At 58.4% G+C, this 17,006-nt stretch carries 13 protein-coding genes and 6 tRNA genes; 13 read left to right on the top strand and 6 right to left on the bottom strand.

Annotated features, from left to right (window positions below; genetic code table 11):
* Positions 1-29 precede the first annotated feature (29 nt).
* Entirely contained in the window at positions 30-1,103 is a 1,074-nt protein-coding gene (murB, locus tag EAG14_RS07360) for a UDP-N-acetylmuramate dehydrogenase (protein ID WP_121728482.1), read from the top strand.
* A 143-nt stretch (positions 1,104-1,246) separates the two neighbouring features.
* Here the strand turns inward: murB and EAG14_RS07365 are convergent, their stop codons facing one another.
* The 6 genes from EAG14_RS07365 to EAG14_RS07390 all read right to left on the bottom strand — a co-directional run bounded on the left by EAG14_RS07365 (position 1,247) and on the right by EAG14_RS07390 (position 7,319).
* Positions 1,247-3,625: an ATP-binding protein gene (locus tag EAG14_RS07365; protein ID WP_121728483.1), complete on the bottom strand. Its 2,379-nt coding sequence runs from the start codon at positions 3,623-3,625 to the stop codon at positions 1,247-1,249.
* Positions 3,626-3,633: 8 nt separating this feature from the next.
* Entirely contained in the window at positions 3,634-4,146 is a 513-nt protein-coding gene (locus EAG14_RS07370; protein WP_233194923.1) for a hypothetical protein, read from the bottom strand.
* A gap of 125 nt (positions 4,147-4,271) precedes the next feature.
* Positions 4,272-5,609, bottom strand: a complete 1,338-nt coding sequence (gene argG, locus EAG14_RS07375) for an argininosuccinate synthase (protein ID WP_121728484.1) — start codon at positions 5,607-5,609, stop codon at positions 4,272-4,274.
* 27 nt (positions 5,610-5,636) lie between these two features.
* Complete coding sequence (locus tag EAG14_RS07380) at positions 5,637-5,954, bottom strand: pyrimidine/purine nucleoside phosphorylase (RefSeq protein WP_099655949.1); 318 nt, start codon at positions 5,952-5,954, stop codon at positions 5,637-5,639.
* 146 nt (positions 5,955-6,100) lie between these two features.
* Complete coding sequence (locus EAG14_RS07385) at positions 6,101-6,763, bottom strand: glycine zipper 2TM domain-containing protein (RefSeq protein WP_099655948.1); 663 nt, start codon at positions 6,761-6,763, stop codon at positions 6,101-6,103.
* 172 nt (positions 6,764-6,935) lie between these two features.
* Positions 6,936-7,319, bottom strand: a complete 384-nt coding sequence (locus EAG14_RS07390) for an arsenate reductase (protein WP_099743499.1) — start codon at positions 7,317-7,319, stop codon at positions 6,936-6,938.
* Positions 7,320-7,365: 46 nt separating this feature from the next.
* Here EAG14_RS07390 and folC point away from each other — a divergent pair, with 46 nt between their 5' ends.
* The 12 genes from folC to EAG14_RS07450 all read left to right on the top strand — a co-directional run bounded on the left by folC (position 7,366) and on the right by EAG14_RS07450 (position 16,949).
* A complete protein-coding gene (gene folC, locus EAG14_RS07395) occupies positions 7,366-8,691 on the top strand; it encodes a bifunctional tetrahydrofolate synthase/dihydrofolate synthase (protein WP_099743497.1) in 1,326 nt (441 codons plus the stop codon).
* 23 nt (positions 8,692-8,714) lie between these two features.
* Positions 8,715-9,506 (top strand): SPOR domain-containing protein, encoded by a 792-nt coding sequence (locus EAG14_RS07400; RefSeq protein WP_099741533.1) that lies wholly within the window; start codon positions 8,715-8,717, stop codon positions 9,504-9,506.
* A 24-nt stretch (positions 9,507-9,530) separates the two neighbouring features.
* Positions 9,531-10,025: a CvpA family protein gene (locus EAG14_RS07405; RefSeq protein ID WP_099655945.1), complete on the top strand. Its 495-nt coding sequence runs from the start codon at positions 9,531-9,533 to the stop codon at positions 10,023-10,025.
* 74 nt (positions 10,026-10,099) lie between these two features.
* The gene (purF, locus tag EAG14_RS07410) at positions 10,100-11,605 is read left to right on the top strand and encodes an amidophosphoribosyltransferase (protein WP_099655944.1); all 1,506 of its coding nucleotides are present in this window, start codon (positions 10,100-10,102) and stop codon (positions 11,603-11,605) included.
* 104 nt (positions 11,606-11,709) lie between these two features.
* Positions 11,710-13,122 (top strand): glutamate--tRNA ligase, encoded by a 1,413-nt coding sequence (gene gltX, locus EAG14_RS07415; protein ID WP_121728485.1) that lies wholly within the window; start codon positions 11,710-11,712, stop codon positions 13,120-13,122.
* Between the two features lie 61 nt (positions 13,123-13,183).
* A tRNA-Ala gene (locus tag EAG14_RS07420) sits at positions 13,184-13,259 on the top strand.
* Positions 13,260-13,296: 37 nt separating this feature from the next.
* A tRNA-Glu gene (locus EAG14_RS07425) sits at positions 13,297-13,372 on the top strand.
* Positions 13,373-13,422: 50 nt separating this feature from the next.
* Positions 13,423-13,499 (top strand) — tRNA-Asp (locus EAG14_RS07430).
* Positions 13,500-13,552: 53 nt separating this feature from the next.
* Positions 13,553-13,628: transfer RNA gene (locus EAG14_RS07435), tRNA-Ala, on the top strand.
* A 37-nt stretch (positions 13,629-13,665) separates the two neighbouring features.
* A tRNA-Glu gene (locus EAG14_RS07440) sits at positions 13,666-13,741 on the top strand.
* Positions 13,742-13,791: 50 nt separating this feature from the next.
* Positions 13,792-13,868: transfer RNA gene (locus EAG14_RS07445), tRNA-Asp, on the top strand.
* A gap of 198 nt (positions 13,869-14,066) precedes the next feature.
* Positions 14,067-16,949 carry an EAL domain-containing protein gene (locus tag EAG14_RS07450; RefSeq protein WP_121728486.1) on the top strand — a complete coding sequence of 961 codons (2,883 nt, stop codon included), beginning with the start codon at positions 14,067-14,069 and terminating at the stop codon, positions 16,947-16,949.
* Positions 16,950-17,006 lie beyond the last annotated feature (57 nt).

Here is a 17,006-nt window from a genome sequence, read left to right on the forward strand (position 1 = left end):
ACGGTTGCCCCGGTGCGACAATCCTGGCAATGGTAGTCGAGAAAAACGTCCCTTTACAGCCCTGGAACACCTTCGGTATTGCCGCTCGCGCGTTGTCGCTGGTGCGCATCCAGAGCGCGGCTGATTTGTTGCAAGTGCGCGCAGCGCCTGAGCTGTGTGATGCCCCCTTCTTTGTCCTTGGAGGCGGTAGCAACATCGTGCTGACGGGAGACGTCAAGCCGGTGGTGCTCAAGATGGAGATCAAGGGTTTTCGTCTGGTGCAAGAGACCCCAAAGGCCTGGATTGTCGAAGCGGGGGCGGGTGAGCTGTGGCACGACTGTGTGGCGTGGACGCTGCGCAATGGTTATCCAGGCCTTGAGAATATGGCGCTGATCCCAGGCACGGTAGGGGCCGCGCCAGTGCAAAACATTGGTGCGTATGGCGTGGAGCTGCAAGACCGCTTTGAGTCGCTTGACGCAGTGGATATGCGCACGGGTCAGTCCTTCACCTTGATGGCCGAGCAATGTGCGTTTGGGTATCGTGATTCTGTGTTCAAGCACGGTGCTTCCACCCCTGCTGTGCAGGGCGCAGATTTGCGCAACATGGGGCTGGCTGGGCGTGCGGTGATCACCCACGTGCGTTTTCGTTTGCCTCGCCCCTGGCAGCCCGTGCTGGGCTATCTGGACCTAGAGCGCCGCAGGGAGCAAGCGGGCGTGGACAGCCCCGATGCGTGGCAGATTTTTGAATGGATCTGCGAGATTCGCCGGGCCAAGTTGCCTGACCCGGCTGTAGTGGGCAATGCCGGTAGCTTCTTCAAGAACCCGACGGTCACCCCAGAGCAATGCACAGACATCATCGCCAGAGAGCCCAAAATCGTGCACTACCCCATGCCAGACGGCAGCGTGAAATTGGCCGCTGGCTGGTTGATTGATGCCTGTGGCTGGCGTGGCAAATCGATTGGCAAAGCCGGTGTCTACGAGAAGCAGGCGCTGGTGCTGGTGAACCGAGGTACGGAGCAAGACAGCGTCACCGGTGGCGAAGTGATGACGCTGGCCAAGGCCATACAGACCAGCGTGTACGAGCGGTTTGGCATTCGACTGGAGCCTGAACCTGTTGTGGTTTGACCCAGACGCGTTTGCATTTAGCGTGGCGAGCAACACCCAGCGAAGCAGCCCTGGCTAGGCGTTGCGCCGCAGGCAGTACAAGCAATACGACAAGGCGAGACAACGACGCTAGGGGAGTTTTGTTAGCGGCTCTTAGCCCGGCGTCAGGCGGGTGCTGGGGTCTTGTCGGTGGTGGCTGGTGGGTTGCGGTGGCGGTCGAGCACATTCTGTACATCGGTCAGCCCCATGCGCAGACAAAGCGCATGGGTCATCTCCCAATCCGCGAGCAACTGCGTGTGTGCCTCTCGAAGGCTTCTGCCGTTTTCCTCGTGTTTTTCCAATTCAAAGGCCAAGTCCGCCAGCTTCTGGAACCCCAGGTTGGCAGAGGCACCTTTGAACCCATGGGCGGCAGCGCGCAAGCTCTCCGGTTTTCCCTCTTGCAAGGCTTGCAACAACGCGTCGAGACTGCCTGATTCATCGCTGAAATAGCCTTGCAGCAGAGATCGGTAACCTTGAACGTTCACGCCGATGCAGACCTCTCCCACCATGGGCATGTTGATATGTGCCGTGACATCCCCGGAGCGAAAGCGTCGGCGTGGGGCTCGTTGGGCGGCGGGTTTTGGTGCCTCGGGCTCTGCGGATGCTGTGGGGGCGCAGGGCGCTTCCTGAAGGTCCGCTACAGAGGATGTGGCAGGGGCGCTTTTCTCGTTGGCAGAGAACATGTCTGCAAGCAGGGACTGGATCGTGTCCACGCTCACGGGCTTGCTGATGAACGCATTCATCCCCACATCGTTGGCCCGCTGGCGGGTTTCTGCAAACACGTCTGCGGTCAAGGCGACGATGGGTACCTTGGTAAATTGGGGCCACTGGCGAATTTGCTGAGTGGCCTGGAATCCATCCATGATCGGCATGTGCAAGTCCATCAGTACCAAGTCTGGTGGCTTTTTCTGAATCTCAAGACAGGCCTGTTCTCCGTTATCTGCAAATCTTGGGTGGTGCCCCATGCTGATGAGCAGCGCTCCCATGTACTTTCTGTTGACCATCTGGTCATCGGCCACCAGGACGTCCAGCCCCGTCAGCTCTGGTTGGAACGGTGCTGGCATTTCGCTGGGCTGAGTGGCTGCATTGGGTGGGGCAGCCTCCAGCAAGGGGAGTGTGACGGTGAATGTGCTGCCATGGCCCTCCGCGCTCTGGACTGTGATGTCGCCCCCCATGCGCCGAGCCAGGTTGCGAGAAATTTCCAGCCCCAGGCCTGTTCCCCCGAAACGCCGGGATGTGCTTGCATCTCCTTGGGTGAACCGCTCGAATAAGCGGGACAAGGTCGCTGCATCCATACCGATGCCTTGGTCCGCTACTTCCAGCTGCAACAGGTAAATACCTTCGTTGCCCGTTGTGGCTTGAGGAGCGCGTCCTATTTTCACCGTCACTGCGCCGCTGTCACTGAACTTGATGGCGTTGGTCACCAGGTTGAGAACAATCTGCTTGAGGCGGGTGCCGTCGGCTTCCACCCATGCGGGAAGGTCTGCCGCTGTGTGGATGGCAAAGCCCAGCCCTTTTTGGCTTGCCAGTGGGCGCATGAGTTGATCAATGCTGTCTACCAAGGGCTGCAGTGGGATGGCGATGGGGTGGATGCCCATCTTGCCGGACTCCATGGCAGAGACGTCGAGAATGTCATTCAACAGGGACAGCAGGTGATCTGCTGAGTTGCGGGCCGTGTAGACATATTCTCGCTGGCTGCCGTCCAGGCGGGTGCGTTCCAGCAGCGTCAACATGCCCAAAACGCCATTGAAGGGGGTGCGCAATTCATGGCTCATGTTGGCCAAAAACTGGCTTTTTCCTCGGTTGGCTTCTTCTGCCGCATTGTTCGCAGCCCGAAGGTTATCTGTCAGCGTCTGCAGGGCAATGCGTTCTTGCTCTTGCCTGGTTTGGCGCCACGCCAAGGCACCTGCGGCGAGTAGCAGAAGGACCAACTGGGCAAAGATCAGAGCCATGATTTGCTGACCTTGGGTGAGCATGGTGGACTCTTGCTCTTCCAGTAGCCCTGCGATATGGCTCGTGGCCGCCATCGTCAATTCCTGCACATCCGGCCCCAGTTCATTGAGCTCGGCAAGCAGTGGGCGCAGCTCGTGCGGTTGAGGGCTATGACCGTTCTGTAGCAGACGATCCACTTGCGTCACCAAAGCCTCAAGCCGGGGCATGACTTTGGTGTACTCCTCCCTCTCTTGCAAGGCCGTGGTACTTGGTGTGTCGTGCATCAGCTGAAAGCGACTGGCAAAAATATCGCTGCGCAGCCGCAACTCATCCAGGGCCAGAGGTGGTTTGCTCCGTGAAGCCAGCTCCATCGACTGCCGAAGGCGCAAAAACTCGCGTTCCAATTGGAACGTGAGTGCAGTGATCGAGTCGCTACGCAAATCCCCACTTTTGCGAATGGCTTGCTGTTGCGTGAGCTGCAGCACAAGCAAAACAGCCATGGCTGCTGCCATCAATATGGTGCCCAGCGCAAGCCACAACAGGTAACGCTGGTTGGTGCGGCGAGCTGGCATCGATGGGATCAGTCGACTTTGATGGATTTCAGCTGCCAGGCAGAGCGGCCGTAGTATTTGGATGACTTCAGCTCTGGCTTGGAGTCAAACGGGTAGATGATGAACAGCGGCCCCTTGGTACGAACAGAGATGGGCATGTCGTCGATGCGGTGGGCGATGATGACATCGAACAACGCCGCATCTTCAGCGGGGATGGTCGTTTTGTAGTCGTTCAAGGCCAAGGCTGTCAGCGTTTTTCCGCTGGACTTTACGGCTCCCAGTACATCGCGGAGGAGGGGGCCTGTGAACTTGGTGGGGTTTTTGTCCCAAGGCGTCTTGGTCACAAAGGTCTGCTGGGGCAGTTTTTGCAGCATGTCCAGGTCAAATACCGCTGTGTTCTCCCGGTTGGCATCGTCAATTTTTCCTGAAATGGTCAGAATGACTTCGCCGGAGGGGGGCTGTAGTGCCCAGACAGGCATCGCAATGAATGACGCCGCTGCAATTTTTATGAGCCATCTAGACAGCAAAGAAATGGACTGCATGGCTGACCTCCAATGAGTGGAATGAAATGTGATCAATATTTTATGGCAAAAATGATTTAAATGATTATTTTGGGCAAAAAAACGCCCTCAAAATGAGGGCCGTTTTTTTAGGTGCAATCACCGCGTTATTTTTGTCCTGAAGTCAGGGTCAGCAGATCGTTTTGCGAACCTGGCAGCAGCAGCCCTGCTCGAGAGTAAACGCCCAGCTTGTCGCGGGTGTCCGAAATGTCCAGATTGCGCATAGTCAACTGACCGATGCGGTCGAGTGGGGAGAACGGCGCATCTTCCACCTTTTCCATCGACAAACGTTCTGGAGCGTAGGTGAGGTTTGGGCTTTCGGTGTTGAGCAGCGAATAGTCGTTGCCACGGCGCAGTTCCAGCGTCACCGTGCCGGTGACGGCGCGAGCCACCCAGCGCTGGGCTGTCTCACGCAGCATGATGGCCTGTGGGTCAAACCAGCGGCCTTGGTACAGCAGTCGGCCTAGCTTGAGGCCGTTCATGCGGTATTGCTCAATGGTGTCTTCGTTGTGAATGCCTGTGACCAGGCGCTCATAGGCAATGTGCAACAGTGCCAGGCCCGGGGCTTCGTAGATACCGCGGCTCTTGGCTTCAATGATGCGGTTTTCGATCTGGTCACTCATGCCCAGACCATGCCGCCCGCCGATGCGGTTGGCTTCCAAAATCAGATCAACAGGGTCGCTGAATTCCACGCCGTTGAGAGCAACGGGCTGGCCTTCTTCAAAGCGCACCGAAACCTCTTCGCGCTTGACTTCGACTTCGTCTTTCCAGAAAGCAACCCCCATGATCGGGTTGACGATGCGGATGCCGCTGTTCAGGAACTCCAGATCCTTGGCTTCATGCGTGGCACCCAGCATATTGCTGTCGGTGCTGTAAGCCTTTTCCGCGCTCATCTTGTAGCCAAAGCCAGCCTTGGTCATGAACGCGGACATTTCAGCACGACCGCCCAGTTCGTCGATGAACAGTTGGTCCAGCCAGGGCTTGTAGATTCGCAGAGACGGGTTGGTCAGCAGACCATAGCGATAGAAGCGCTCAATGTCATTGCCCTTGAAGGTGGAGCCATCTCCCCAGATGTTGACATCGTCTTCCTTCATGGCTGCCACCAGCATGGTGCCGGTGACGGCACGGCCCAGGGGGGTGGTGTTGAAGTAAATCAGACCGCCTGTGGAGATGTGGAAAGCGCCAGCCTGGAGGGCTGCAATCCCTTCATGGGCCAATTGCAAGCGGCAATCGACCAAGCGGGCCTTTTCGGCGCCATATTCCATGGCTTTACGAGGAATAGCGTCGTAGTCCGGCTCATCGGGCTGTCCGAGGTTTGCGGTGTAGGCGTAAGGGACGGCGCCCTTGAGCTTCATCCAGTGCAGGGCCGCACTGGTATCGAGGCCGCCTGAAAAGGCGATGCCGACTTTTTGCCCTGTCGGCAGATTTTGAAGAATGGTGGCCATGTGCTGGGGGGGGTGCGGTTGCAGGAATTAGCCGAAGTGGCAGATGTAGTGGTACGACTCGGTGACGCGGATGTCAAACTTCGAGTTGCCAGGGATGCTGAATTTCTCGCCTGGATTGGATGGAATCCAAGTGTCCGTCCCGTCCAGCTTGTATTCGCAGGAGCCAGCGACGCATTCCATGATTTCTGGTGCGCCGGTATTGAACGTCAACGTGGCTGGCAGCACCACGCCCACCGATTTTTTGGTGCCATCTGCCAGGGTGATGCCGTGGCTCACGCACTTACCGTCAAAGTACACATTGGCCTGGGTGTTGACGGTCACACCGTCGATAGTTTGGGTGGTCATGGTCGTGTGTGCAAAAAGAATTCAACTTTTGATTTTAGGCCAGAGGGCCTATGGAGCGATTCGTTTCAGGTGCCACCCAACTCAAACTCTCGTGAGGCCATGAAAAAAGAGCCCCTCAGGGCTCTTTGGTTTGTCCCAAATCGGAGTTATCTCCAATAAGGGTTGCCATGATGCGGCGGGTAGTAAGGGCGGCGGCCATCGATGTAGCCATACTCGATAACCGTGACGGGCGGCGTTACGTAGGCTGCTGGTGCGGGGTAGGTGGAAGTGACGACACCAGGCTGCACATAGGTGTTGCCTGATCCATATTGGCTGTAACCGCTGGGCTGTGTGGAATAGCTTTGACCGTTTTGCGGTTGCACGCTCAAGGGAATCCAGGCGCCGGGGTCATTTTGCGTACGGGTGGTGTACTGGCGGCCTGCGTACTCGTAGAGCACGTTGTAGCCCACAGTGCGGTTCTCGTAGTAGGTTTCAGTGGTGCAGCGCTGCACATTTTGGTATTGGGGTTGGCCGCTTCCCTCAATCTGGTTGCCAAGCACTGCGCCGCCAATCACGCCCAATGCGGTGGCTGCCGTTCTGCCATGGCCCTTGCCGATGGCATTGCCTGCAGCCCCGCCTGCGATAGCGCCCATAACGGCACCCGCGCCCGTATTGCGTGAGCCGCTGTATACGGTCTCGTTGCCGCACACCTGTTGTGGTATGCCGACTTGCTGAACGATGGGGGTGGAAGAGAGGACGCGTCCCTGCTCTTGTGCGAACGCAGGGAGTGCGCAGATTACAAGTGCTGTAACGATGGCGGTTTTTTTCATGGGAAGCTCCTGTCTGTGAGCACATACAACGCACGATGCGCTCAAAAAGTTTAGTGCCGCCCCGTCGTTTTGAGGGCTAGAAATGTGAAGTTAGGTAAAAACCATGTGATTTTTCACATTTCACTGCGCAATAGCCACCAGCCACGGCGCTTGCAAATGGCCGGGCCCCACTTCACTTGGCGCCGGGTTGAATGTGTTTCATCCAAGTCTCTGGCGAAAAACCGACTGTAAGTTGCGCCTCGGTTTCGCTACCCCATTCGACGATTGGGCGTTTGATCAGGCTTGTGTTTGCTTGCATCAGGGCCAGTGCATGCTCCAGTTGGCCAGCACTTTCCTGTTGGGTAGGAGTGAGTCCGCGCCAAGTGGTTCCCTTGCGGTTGAGTACCTTGTCCAGGCCAGCAGCGCTGCACCAAGTGGCAAGTCGCTCTGCGGATACTCCCTCTTTTTTGAAGTCGTGGAATTGGTGCTCAAGGCCATGGGTGGTCAGCCAAGCCCTGGCTTTTTTGACTGTGTCGCAGTTTGGAATGCCGTACAGGGTGATTTGAGGTTGTTTCATGGGCAAATCATGCCCCATGCACAGGCTGGGCGACAATTGGCTGCGTATGCACACCATTCCCCAAACACTGGAAGGCTGGCTCCGTCATTGCGAGCAGCTGCACCCCGTCGGTATCGATATGGGCCTGGAGCGCGTCCGTGAGGTTGCGCACCGGATGTCGTTGAAATTTGAGTGTCCTGTCATTACCGTGGCGGGCACCAATGGCAAGGGTTCCACCTGCGCCATGCTGGAGGCGGTTGCACTCCAGGCAGGCTACCGCACGGGGGTTTACACCTCACCCCACTTGGTTCATTTCCAGGAGCGGTGTCGTGTCCACGGGGAAATCGTGGGCGCCAACGATTTGCTGGTCCATTTTGAAGCGGTAGAAGCCGCTCGCACGATGGGCGGAAGTGAGATATCTCTCACCTACTTTGAATTCACGACCTTGGCGATTTTGCGGTTGATGAGCCAAGCCTTGCTGGATGTTGCCATTCTGGAGGTAGGTCTGGGCGGGCGTCTGGATGCGACCAACATCATTGATGCCGACTGCGCCATCATCACCAGCATCGATATTGATCACATCGAGTACCTGGGGCCGGACAGGGAAACGATTGGTCGTGAAAAAGCCGGAATCATGCGCACCGGTCGCCCTGCCATCGTGAGTGACCCGATGGCTCCCCAGAGTGTTGTCGATCATGCGAGGGAGATTGGGGCTGATCTTTGGCGCGTCGGCCATGATTTCAACGTAGCCGGCGACAAGCAGCAATGGAGTTGGGCGGGAAGAGGGCGTCGGTACGCTGGGTTGGCCTATCCTGCCTTGAGAGGCGCCAATCAATTGGTCAATGCAGCGGGGGTGTTGGCCGCCTATGAGGCTCTCAGGGATCGGCTCCCGGTGACTGCGCAAGCGGTACGCAATGGGATGGCGATGGTTGATTTGCCGGGGCGTTTTCAAATTGTTCCTGGTCAGCCCACGTTGGTGTTGGATGTTGCTCACAATCCGCACTCTGTGGCGGCGCTCACGGCCAATTTGGATGCAATGGGTTACTTTCCTGTGACCCACGCAGTGTTTGGTGCCATGGCTGACAAAGACCTGGGTCCGATGCTGGCCAAAATTGGGCCATTGGTGGATCGCTGGTATTTCACAGGTCTTCCAACGCCCCGGGCATTGACGGGGGCGGAGCTGTTGCAAAAATGGAATGCCGTGCAGATGGTCGCGGGTGGTCGCAAGGATGTGTCATCTAGCGCGTTCGCGGATCCGCTGCATGCCCTGCAGGCCGCTGTCGATGCGGCAGACCCGGCTGATAGAATTGTGGTCTTTGGCTCGTTCTACACAGTGGGCGGGGTTCTTGTGAACGGAACTCCTCGCCTGAACGCCAAACATCTGGGCGCATAAGGTCCACACGAGTCTTTTTCCCCATGGCATTTTTCAAGTTTCGGTGGCCCGGTCAAAGTGATCCAGCCGACAAACCGACCAAACGCAGCCGTTCTCCCCAGGCCGAGAGCATCGAAGTGATGCGGCGCCGCGCCCGGCATCGCTTGATGGGGGCGGCCGTGCTGGTGTTACTCGGGGTTGTGGGTTTCCCCTTGTTGTTTGACACGCAGCCAAGGCCCATCCCTGTAGACGTTCCCATAGAAATTCCTGATCGCGGCAAAGTGGCGCCTTTGGTGGTGCCGGTGCGGCAAAGCGATGCCGATCAGGCGAAGCCCAGCAATGTTGCGGCGTCTGGTGGTGCCCAAAGCCGAGCAGGTGCGGAGCGGGTGGCCGCGAGTGCCACACTGGGCGATGGCGAGGAAATTGTTGTTTCCAGCCACAGCAGCCGTAGTGCACCCAAGGCTAGCTCTGCCGCCTCTCCTGCGCCGAAGCCTGAAGCGAAGAGCGCGGGTGCTACGGCGGTCAAACCAGCCAAGACAGAAGATGGGGCGCGAAGCAAGTCTGCAGCAGAGGTGCGGCCGCCTGCAGCGCCCGATCGCACGGATGATGAGCGTTTCATTGTGCAGGTCGGCGCTTTTGCCGATGCCGATAAGGCGAAAGAGGTGCGCCTCAAGCTGGAGCGTGCGGGGCTCAAAACATACACCCAGGTCGTCGATGCCAAAGATGGAAAAAGAACCCGTGTCCGTGTAGGCCCATACGCCAGCCGTGCGGAGGCGGAAAAGGCTGCTGCGCGCATCAAGGGACTGGATTTGTCGGCCTCCGTGCTGACGTTGTAAGTCTGTTCGGTCGCTGATTGCTTCATGCATGCTCTGGATTGGATTTTTGTCGGCATATTGACGGCCTCGTTGCTGATCGGCGCGTGGCGTGGTCTGGTGTTTGAGTTGCTCTCCTTGGCAGGGTGGGTGGCAGCGTTTTTTGTGGCGCAGTGGTTTGCCGCGGATGTGGGGCGCATGCTGCCTATTGCAGATGCCGATAGCGCCCTGAGCTATGCCAGTGGGTTTGCCGTTGTGTTCATTGCTGCGGTGTTTGCTTGTGGATTTATTGCGTGGCTCGCCAAGAAGCTGGTGGAGGCGATTGGACTGCGCCCAGCAGACAGGGTTTTAGGGGCTGGATTCGGCTTGGCACGCGGCGGTGTGCTGCTGCTGGCCGTTGCTGTGTTGGTGGGCTTGACGCCTTTGCGTGATGAACCTTGGTGGGCTGCTTCTTTGTCGGCACCTGTGTTGAGTGAGGCGCTCGGTGTTTTAAAGCCTGTGCTGCCGCAGAAATTTGGAAGCCTGCTTCCTTTGTCGGAATGAGCGAGTGCGTGCCTGCAACTCGCCCATGAAAATTGCTTTGTGCAGAACCCTCTGCAATCGGATGGAATAAAACTATGTGTGGAATCGTTGGTGTTGTCAGTACTGCGCCGGTCAATCAACTGATCTATGACGCTTTGTTGCTTTTGCAGCACCGTGGGCAAGATGCTGCTGGCATCGTGACCCAGCAAGGCCGCAAATTTTTTATGCACAAAGCCAAGGGCATGGTGCGCGACGTATTCCGCACTCGCAACATGCGCGCCTTGCCTGGCAATGTGGGTTTGGGTCAGGTGCGCTATCCCACAGCGGGCAATGCCTACAGTGAAGAAGAGGCACAGCCCTTTTACGTCAATGCACCTTTCGGCATTGTGTTGGTGCACAACGGCAATCTGACCAATGCGCAGACCTTGCGCACAGAGCTGTTTCAGACGGACCATCGGCACACCAACACCGAGAGCGACTCCGAGGTGCTGCTCAATGTTTTTGCCCATGAGCTGGAGCGCGCAACCCGAGGTGTGCCACTGCAACCCGAGGATGTTTTTACCGCGGTACGCGCTGTGCACCAGCGTATCAAGGGCTCGTATGCTGTGATCGCGTTGATTGCGGGTCACGGATTGTTGGCATTCCGCGATCCCCATGGCATTCGCCCCCTGGCGATGGGCCGAAGCCAGGACGGAACGGTGATGGTGGGCAGCGAGTCTGTGGCGCTGGAGGGCACCTCGCAGGTGTTCGAACGCAACATTGAACCTGGCGAGGCGGTTTTCATCACCCTGGACGGTACGGTGCACTCGCGTCAGTGCGCTCAGGCACCACAGTTGAATCCTTGTATTTTTGAGTTTGTCTATTTGGCCCGGCCTGACTCGGTGCTGGATGGAATTTCCGTCTACCAAGCGCGCCTGAATTTGGGTGAGGCTCTTGCCAAGCGGGTGGTCTCCACCGTGCCGCCCAATGAGATTGACGTGATCATTCCCATTCCTGAGTCGAGCCGCCCCAGCGCCACACAACTGGCCCATTTGCTGGGCATTCCGTACCGCGAAGGTTTTGTGAAAAATCGCTATGTGGGACGTACCTTCATCATGCCGGGGCAAGGTATTCGCAAAAAGTCAGTGCGCCAAAAACTCAACGTGATCGGTAGCGAGTTCAAGGGCCGCAACGTGCTGTTGGTAGATGACTCCATCGTTCGTGGTACCACCTCGCGCGAAATCGTTCAAATGGCGCGCGATGCCGGCGCCCGCAAGGTGTATCTGGCCAGTGCAGCCCCCCCGGTGCGTTATCCCAACGTGTACGGCATCGATATGCCCACCAGCAAGGAGTTGGTGGCCCACGGTCGCACGGTCGAAGAGATTCGCCAGGCCATCGGCTGTGATGCGCTGATTTACCAGGATGTGGAGGCTATGAAGCGGGCCGTGGGGTCGCTCAATAGCGCCATCTCTGGCTTTGATGCATCTTGCTTTGATGGCGTATACGTCACCGGCGACATCACTGCAGAAGACATTGCGCGCCTCAATGAAGGTCGCGTGGGGGCTGAGGAGGGGGAGGAGGACACCTCTCGGCTTGCTTTGCCCAACGCCCAGGAAGCCTGATCTCCCTTTGGCCGCCCTTCCTTTATTGGGTGGCCGAGCCCTTTGATTTATTGATTTACCCCTGAGCTGCGCGGCACACTTCGCGTTGGCTCACCCCTATTGCCATGACAGAAACCAACGTTGCACGCGTGCGCACCCGCTTTGCTCCTTCTCCCACTGGGTTTATCCATTTGGGAAATATTCGCTCTGCGCTGTACCCCTGGGCGTTTGCGCGCGCCACTGGTGGGGATTTCATTTTGCGCATCGAAGATACGGACGTGGAGCGCTCCAGCCAAGCGGCGGTGGACGTCATCCTGGAGGGCATGCAGTGGCTGGGTATGGAGCCCGACGAGGGGCCGTTCTATCAAATGCAGCGCATGGACCGTTACAAGGCCGTGCTGGCCCAAATGCTGGCGAAAGGGGATGTATACCCTTGCTACATGAGTGTGGCCGAGCTGGATGCACTGCGTGAGGGCCAGATGGCTGCCAAGGAAAAACCCCGTTACGACGGTACGTGGCGCCCTGAGGAAGGCAAAACACTGCCTGCGATCCCTGAAGGTGTTCTGCCTGTGCTGCGGTTTCGCAATCCCAAAGATGGCGTGGTTGCTTGGGATGACAAGGTCAAAGGTCGCATCGAGATCCGCAACGACGAACTCGACGATTTGGTGATTGCACGCCCCGATGGCACCCCCACTTACAACTTTTGCGTCGTAGTGGACGATATCGACATGGCAATTACCCACGTGATCCGAGGCGATGACCACGTGAACAACACGCCGCGCCAGATCAATATCTTCCGTGCTTTGGGGACTGAGCCGCCGGTGTATGCGCATTTGCCTACCGTGCTCAACGAGCAGGGCGAGAAGATGAGCAAGCGCAATGGCGCCAAGCCAGTGACGCAGTACCGCGACGAAGGGTATCTGCCCGAGGCCATGATCAATTACCTGGCCCGCCTGGGCTGGAGCCATGGCGACGATGAAATTTTCAGCCGTGAGCAGTTTTTGCAATGGTTCAACCTGGACCATCTGGGCCGCAGTGCAGCACAGTTTGACGATGCCAAGCTGCGCTGGGTGAACGCGCAGCACATCAAGGCAACCGCAGACGAGGCGTTGGCCGTTTTGGTGGCAGAGCAGTTGGTTCAACGCGGCATTGATCGGTCGGCACTGGACGACGGTCGCTTGCCTCGCATTTGTGGTTTGTTCAAGGACCGTTGCGACACCACCGTGGCTTTGGCGGACTGGGCCTTTGTCTTTTATGGCGATGTCAAGCCGCAAGCTGCTGAAATGGAGCAGCATGTGACCCCCGCCATTTTTGCGGCCCTGGATTCCCTGGCTGCAGCCCTGGCTGCTTGTGCATGGGACAAGGCTTCCATCAGTGCTGCGTTCAAAGCCACGTTGGCAGAGCAGGGCCTCAAGATGCCTCAACTGGCCATGCCAGTGCGGGTGTTGACCGTGGGTACTGCCCATACGCCTTCTGTGGACGCCGTGCTTGAACTGGTTGGCCGCGAAAAAGTTCTCGCACGTTTGCAAAACCGCTAAATATCTGTATATAATTCAAGGCTGTGATGACGATGACTTAGATTTAAGTCAAAGCCATTAAGGGGGTATAGCTCAGCTGGGAGAGCGCTTGCATGGCATGCAAGAGGTCATCGGTTCGATCCCGTTTACCTCCACCAAATTTGTCAGTGTCAGTTCGGTTAGTTCCAAGGTTTTGACCCCATCGTCTAGAGGCCTAGGACATCACCCTTTCACGGTGAGTACCGGGGTTCGAATCCCCGTGGGGTCGCCAAGTTGTAGCGCTTGGCTTGTGTCAGAGATACAAGCAAAAGCTATCTACCAGGAGTGGTAGTTCAGTTGGTTAGAATACCGGCCTGTCACGCCGGGGGTCGCGGGTTCGAGTCCCGTCCACTCCGCCAAATCCAGGGCCTGAAGTCATTCAGGCTGGGTCTTCAAGCAATTGAAGTTCCGTGGGGGTATAGCTCAGCTGGGAGAGCGCTTGCATGGCATGCAAGAGGTCATCGGTTCGATCCCGTTTACCTCCACCAAATTTGTCAGTATCAGTTCGGTTAGTTCCAAGGTTTTGACCCCATCGTCTAGAGGCCTAGGACATCACCCTTTCACGGTGAGTACCGGGGTTCGAATCCCCGTGGGGTCGCCAAGTTGTAGCGCTTGGCTTGTGTCAGAGATACAAGCAAAAGCTATCTACCAGGAGTGGTAGTTCAGTTGGTTAGAATACCGGCCTGTCACGCCGGGGGTCGCGGGTTCGAGTCCCGTCCACTCCGCCAAGCATAAACCGCTGTAGTCGAAAGGCTGCAGCGGTTTTTTTATGCCTTGATGAATGACTTAACTGACCCGCAGGCCACGAAAGCCGCGCTTGAACCGTATGGTTGTGGCCAGGTTTGTTACAAGTGGTGAGGCCTGTGCAAGAATCGTCTGCATGCCACCGCACCGCTCAGGTGGCTCTCAGAGACCATCAGGCGCCCATGAACCTTCTTCGGTTGCAGATTCACCCACAACACTTGGCCAGCTTCAAAGCGGTAGCCCCGGTGCTCTACCTGTTGACGGGTGGAGTGATTGCAGCCTGGGCCTATTTTTCGGTGGCAACTCCACAGCGTGTGGGCCATTACCTCACATTGCACCAAGTGCTGGAGACGCTGTCCATTGCCGTGTCGGCGTTGGTGTTTGCGGTGGGGTGGAAGGCGCACAGCTTAAATCCCCAGCGGAACGTCCTTCTTCTGGCCTGCGGTTTTTTGGGGGTGGCGGTCCTGGATTTTTCGCACATGCTGTCCTTTGCCGGCATGCCGGACTACATCACGCCCAATTCGGTGGCCAAGGGGATCAATTTCTGGTTGCCCGCCCGGTATTTGGGGGCGTTGACGCTTCTGGGCGCAGTGGCGTTGCATTGGCGTGAGCCGGGTGATGTTGCCGATCCAGGCCCCGGCAGGTTTGCGGTGGTGGTCTTGGTCTTGGCCGTGGTGGCTGTTGTCCATGCCATCGTTTTCTGGTTTCCGCAGTGGTACCCGCAGACTTACGATGCCCAAGGGCTGACACGGTTCAAGATCGCCTCCGAATACGGTGTGGTCGCCTTGTATGCAGCGTCGCTGGTGCTGTTGCTTCGCTGGGCGCGGGAGCGTGCCGCCTTTGATGTGGCCAGGCTCTTCGCTGCCGTGTGGGTGATGGCCCTGAGCGAGTTCTTTTTCACGTTCTACGTCATCGCGACCGACCCCTTCAATCTGCTGGGCCATTTGTACAAGGTGGTGGGGTACTACTACCTCTATCGGGCCATCTTTGTGGGCACCATCGAGGCGCCATACCGGGTGCTCAAGCAGTCCGACAAGGCCATGCGTGCCGTGCTGGATGCGGTGCCCGACCTGATGTTTGAAGTGACCCGCGATGGCCGTTACGTGCAGATCCATACGCGCCAGCCCGAGTTGCTGCTGATGCCGGCCAGCGAGGTGATGGGCCGGTCGATCCACGACATCCTGCCCCCAGCAGCGGCGGCCGTGGCGCAGGCTGCGATCGATGCGGCGGCTGAGCACGGCCTGGCCCGTGATTTTCAGTATGTGCTGGACTTGCCGGATGGCCCGCACTGGTTTGAGCTGTCCGTGGCGCGCAAGGTGATGGACGATGACGCAGACGATCACTTTGTGGTGCTGTCGCGTGACATCTCCCAGCGGGTGCAGATGCTGGACACCTTGCGCAAGTTGCGCCATGCCGTGGAGCAGGCGCCCAACTCCATCTTCATTGCAGGCGCCGACGGCAACATCGAATACGTGAACCCTGCATTCACCGCCACGACGGGCTACAGCCCCGAGGAGGTGATTGGCCGCAACCCACGCCTGCTGAGCGCGGGCGCCACACCTGCGAGTGTGTATGCCGACCTGTGGGCCCATTTGACCTCTGGCCGTCCTTGGCGCGGTGAGTTTGTGAACCGCCGCAAGGGTGGCGGCGAGTACAACGAGTCCGCCATCATCTCGCCCCTGCTGGACGAGCAGGGCCGCATCACCCACTACCTGGCTGTGCAGGAGGACGTGACAGAACGCAGGCGTGACGAGGAGCGGATTCGCAAGCTGATCAACTTTGATGCGCTGACCGGCTTGCCCAACCGCACGATGTTTGCCTCCCGTTTCAGCCAGGCCCTTGCATTGACGCAGCGCAGCGGCCATCAGCTGGCCTTGTTGTACCTGGACCTGGACCACTTCAAGAACGTGAACGACTCGCTGGGCCACCAGGTGGGCGACGGGCTGCTGGTCGAGATTGCGCAGCGCTTGCAGTCGGTGGTGCGCGATGAAGACACGGTGTCCCGGCAGGGTGGGGACGAATTCGTCATCGTGCTGCCGCTCACCGATGCCCAGCAGGCGGCCCACGTGGCCGACGGGCTGCAAGCGCAGGTGCGGCGCATCTGCAAGCTGCAACACCACGAGTTGGTGGTGACATCGTCGATCGGGATTGCGATGTACCCAGAGGACGGCAGCGACTTTGAAACCCTGGCCCAGCGTGCCGATGCCGCCATGTTCCGTGCCAAAGAGTCTGGGCGCGATACCTACCGTTTTTTCTCGGCAGACATGCAGGCGCAGTCGCTCCGGGTGCTGAAGATCGAGAACGCCCTGCGCAGTGCCCTGGTGCAGGGGCAACTGACGCTGCACTACCAGCCGCAAATTCGGCTGAAGGACCATCAACTGGTGGGGGTGGAGGCCTTGCTGCGGTGGACTCACCCTGAGCTGGGTGCCGTCGGCCCGGCCGAGTTCATCCCGGTGGCTGAAAGCAGCGGCCAGATTCTGGGCATGGGCGAGTGGGTACTGCGCACCGCGCTGGCCCAGGCGCGGCAATGGCGCGATGCGGGCCACACCGAGCTGGTGGTGGCGGTGAACCTGTCGATGGTGCAGTTCCGTCACCCGGGCCTGGTGGACATGGTGGGCCGCGCACTGGCCGACAGCGAGGTGCCGCCGCAGATGCTGGAGCTGGAGCTGACCGAGGGCATTGCCATGGATGCGCCAGAACAGGTGATTGCCATCGTGCAGCAGCTGTATGACCTGGGCGTGCAGCTGTCCATCGACGACTTTGGGACCGGGTACTCGTCGTTCAGCTACATCCAGCGCCTCAAGGTGCATAAGCTCAAGATCGACCAGTCATTTGTGCGCCACCTGGGCGACGACCCTAGTGCGCCCCACATCGTGCGCGCCATCATTGGCCTGGCGCAAAGCCTGGGCCTCGAGACCATCGCCGAGGGCGTGGAAACGGCCGCGCAGAGCGACCTGCTTTTGGGCTTGGGTTGCGACACGGGGCAGGGCTACCACTTCAGCCGCCCTGTGCCAGCGGCCGCCTTGGAACAGCTTTTGGTGCGAGGCCACTCCGTCGCGGGGTGAGAGGCGGGGAGCAGGGGCTTGGGCAAGCGCCTGGCCAAAACAGAACCGCCGCGTTGT

Source organism: Acidovorax sp. 1608163 (assembly GCF_003669015.1).
Taxonomy (GTDB): Bacteria; Pseudomonadota; Gammaproteobacteria; order Burkholderiales; family Burkholderiaceae_C; genus Acidovorax.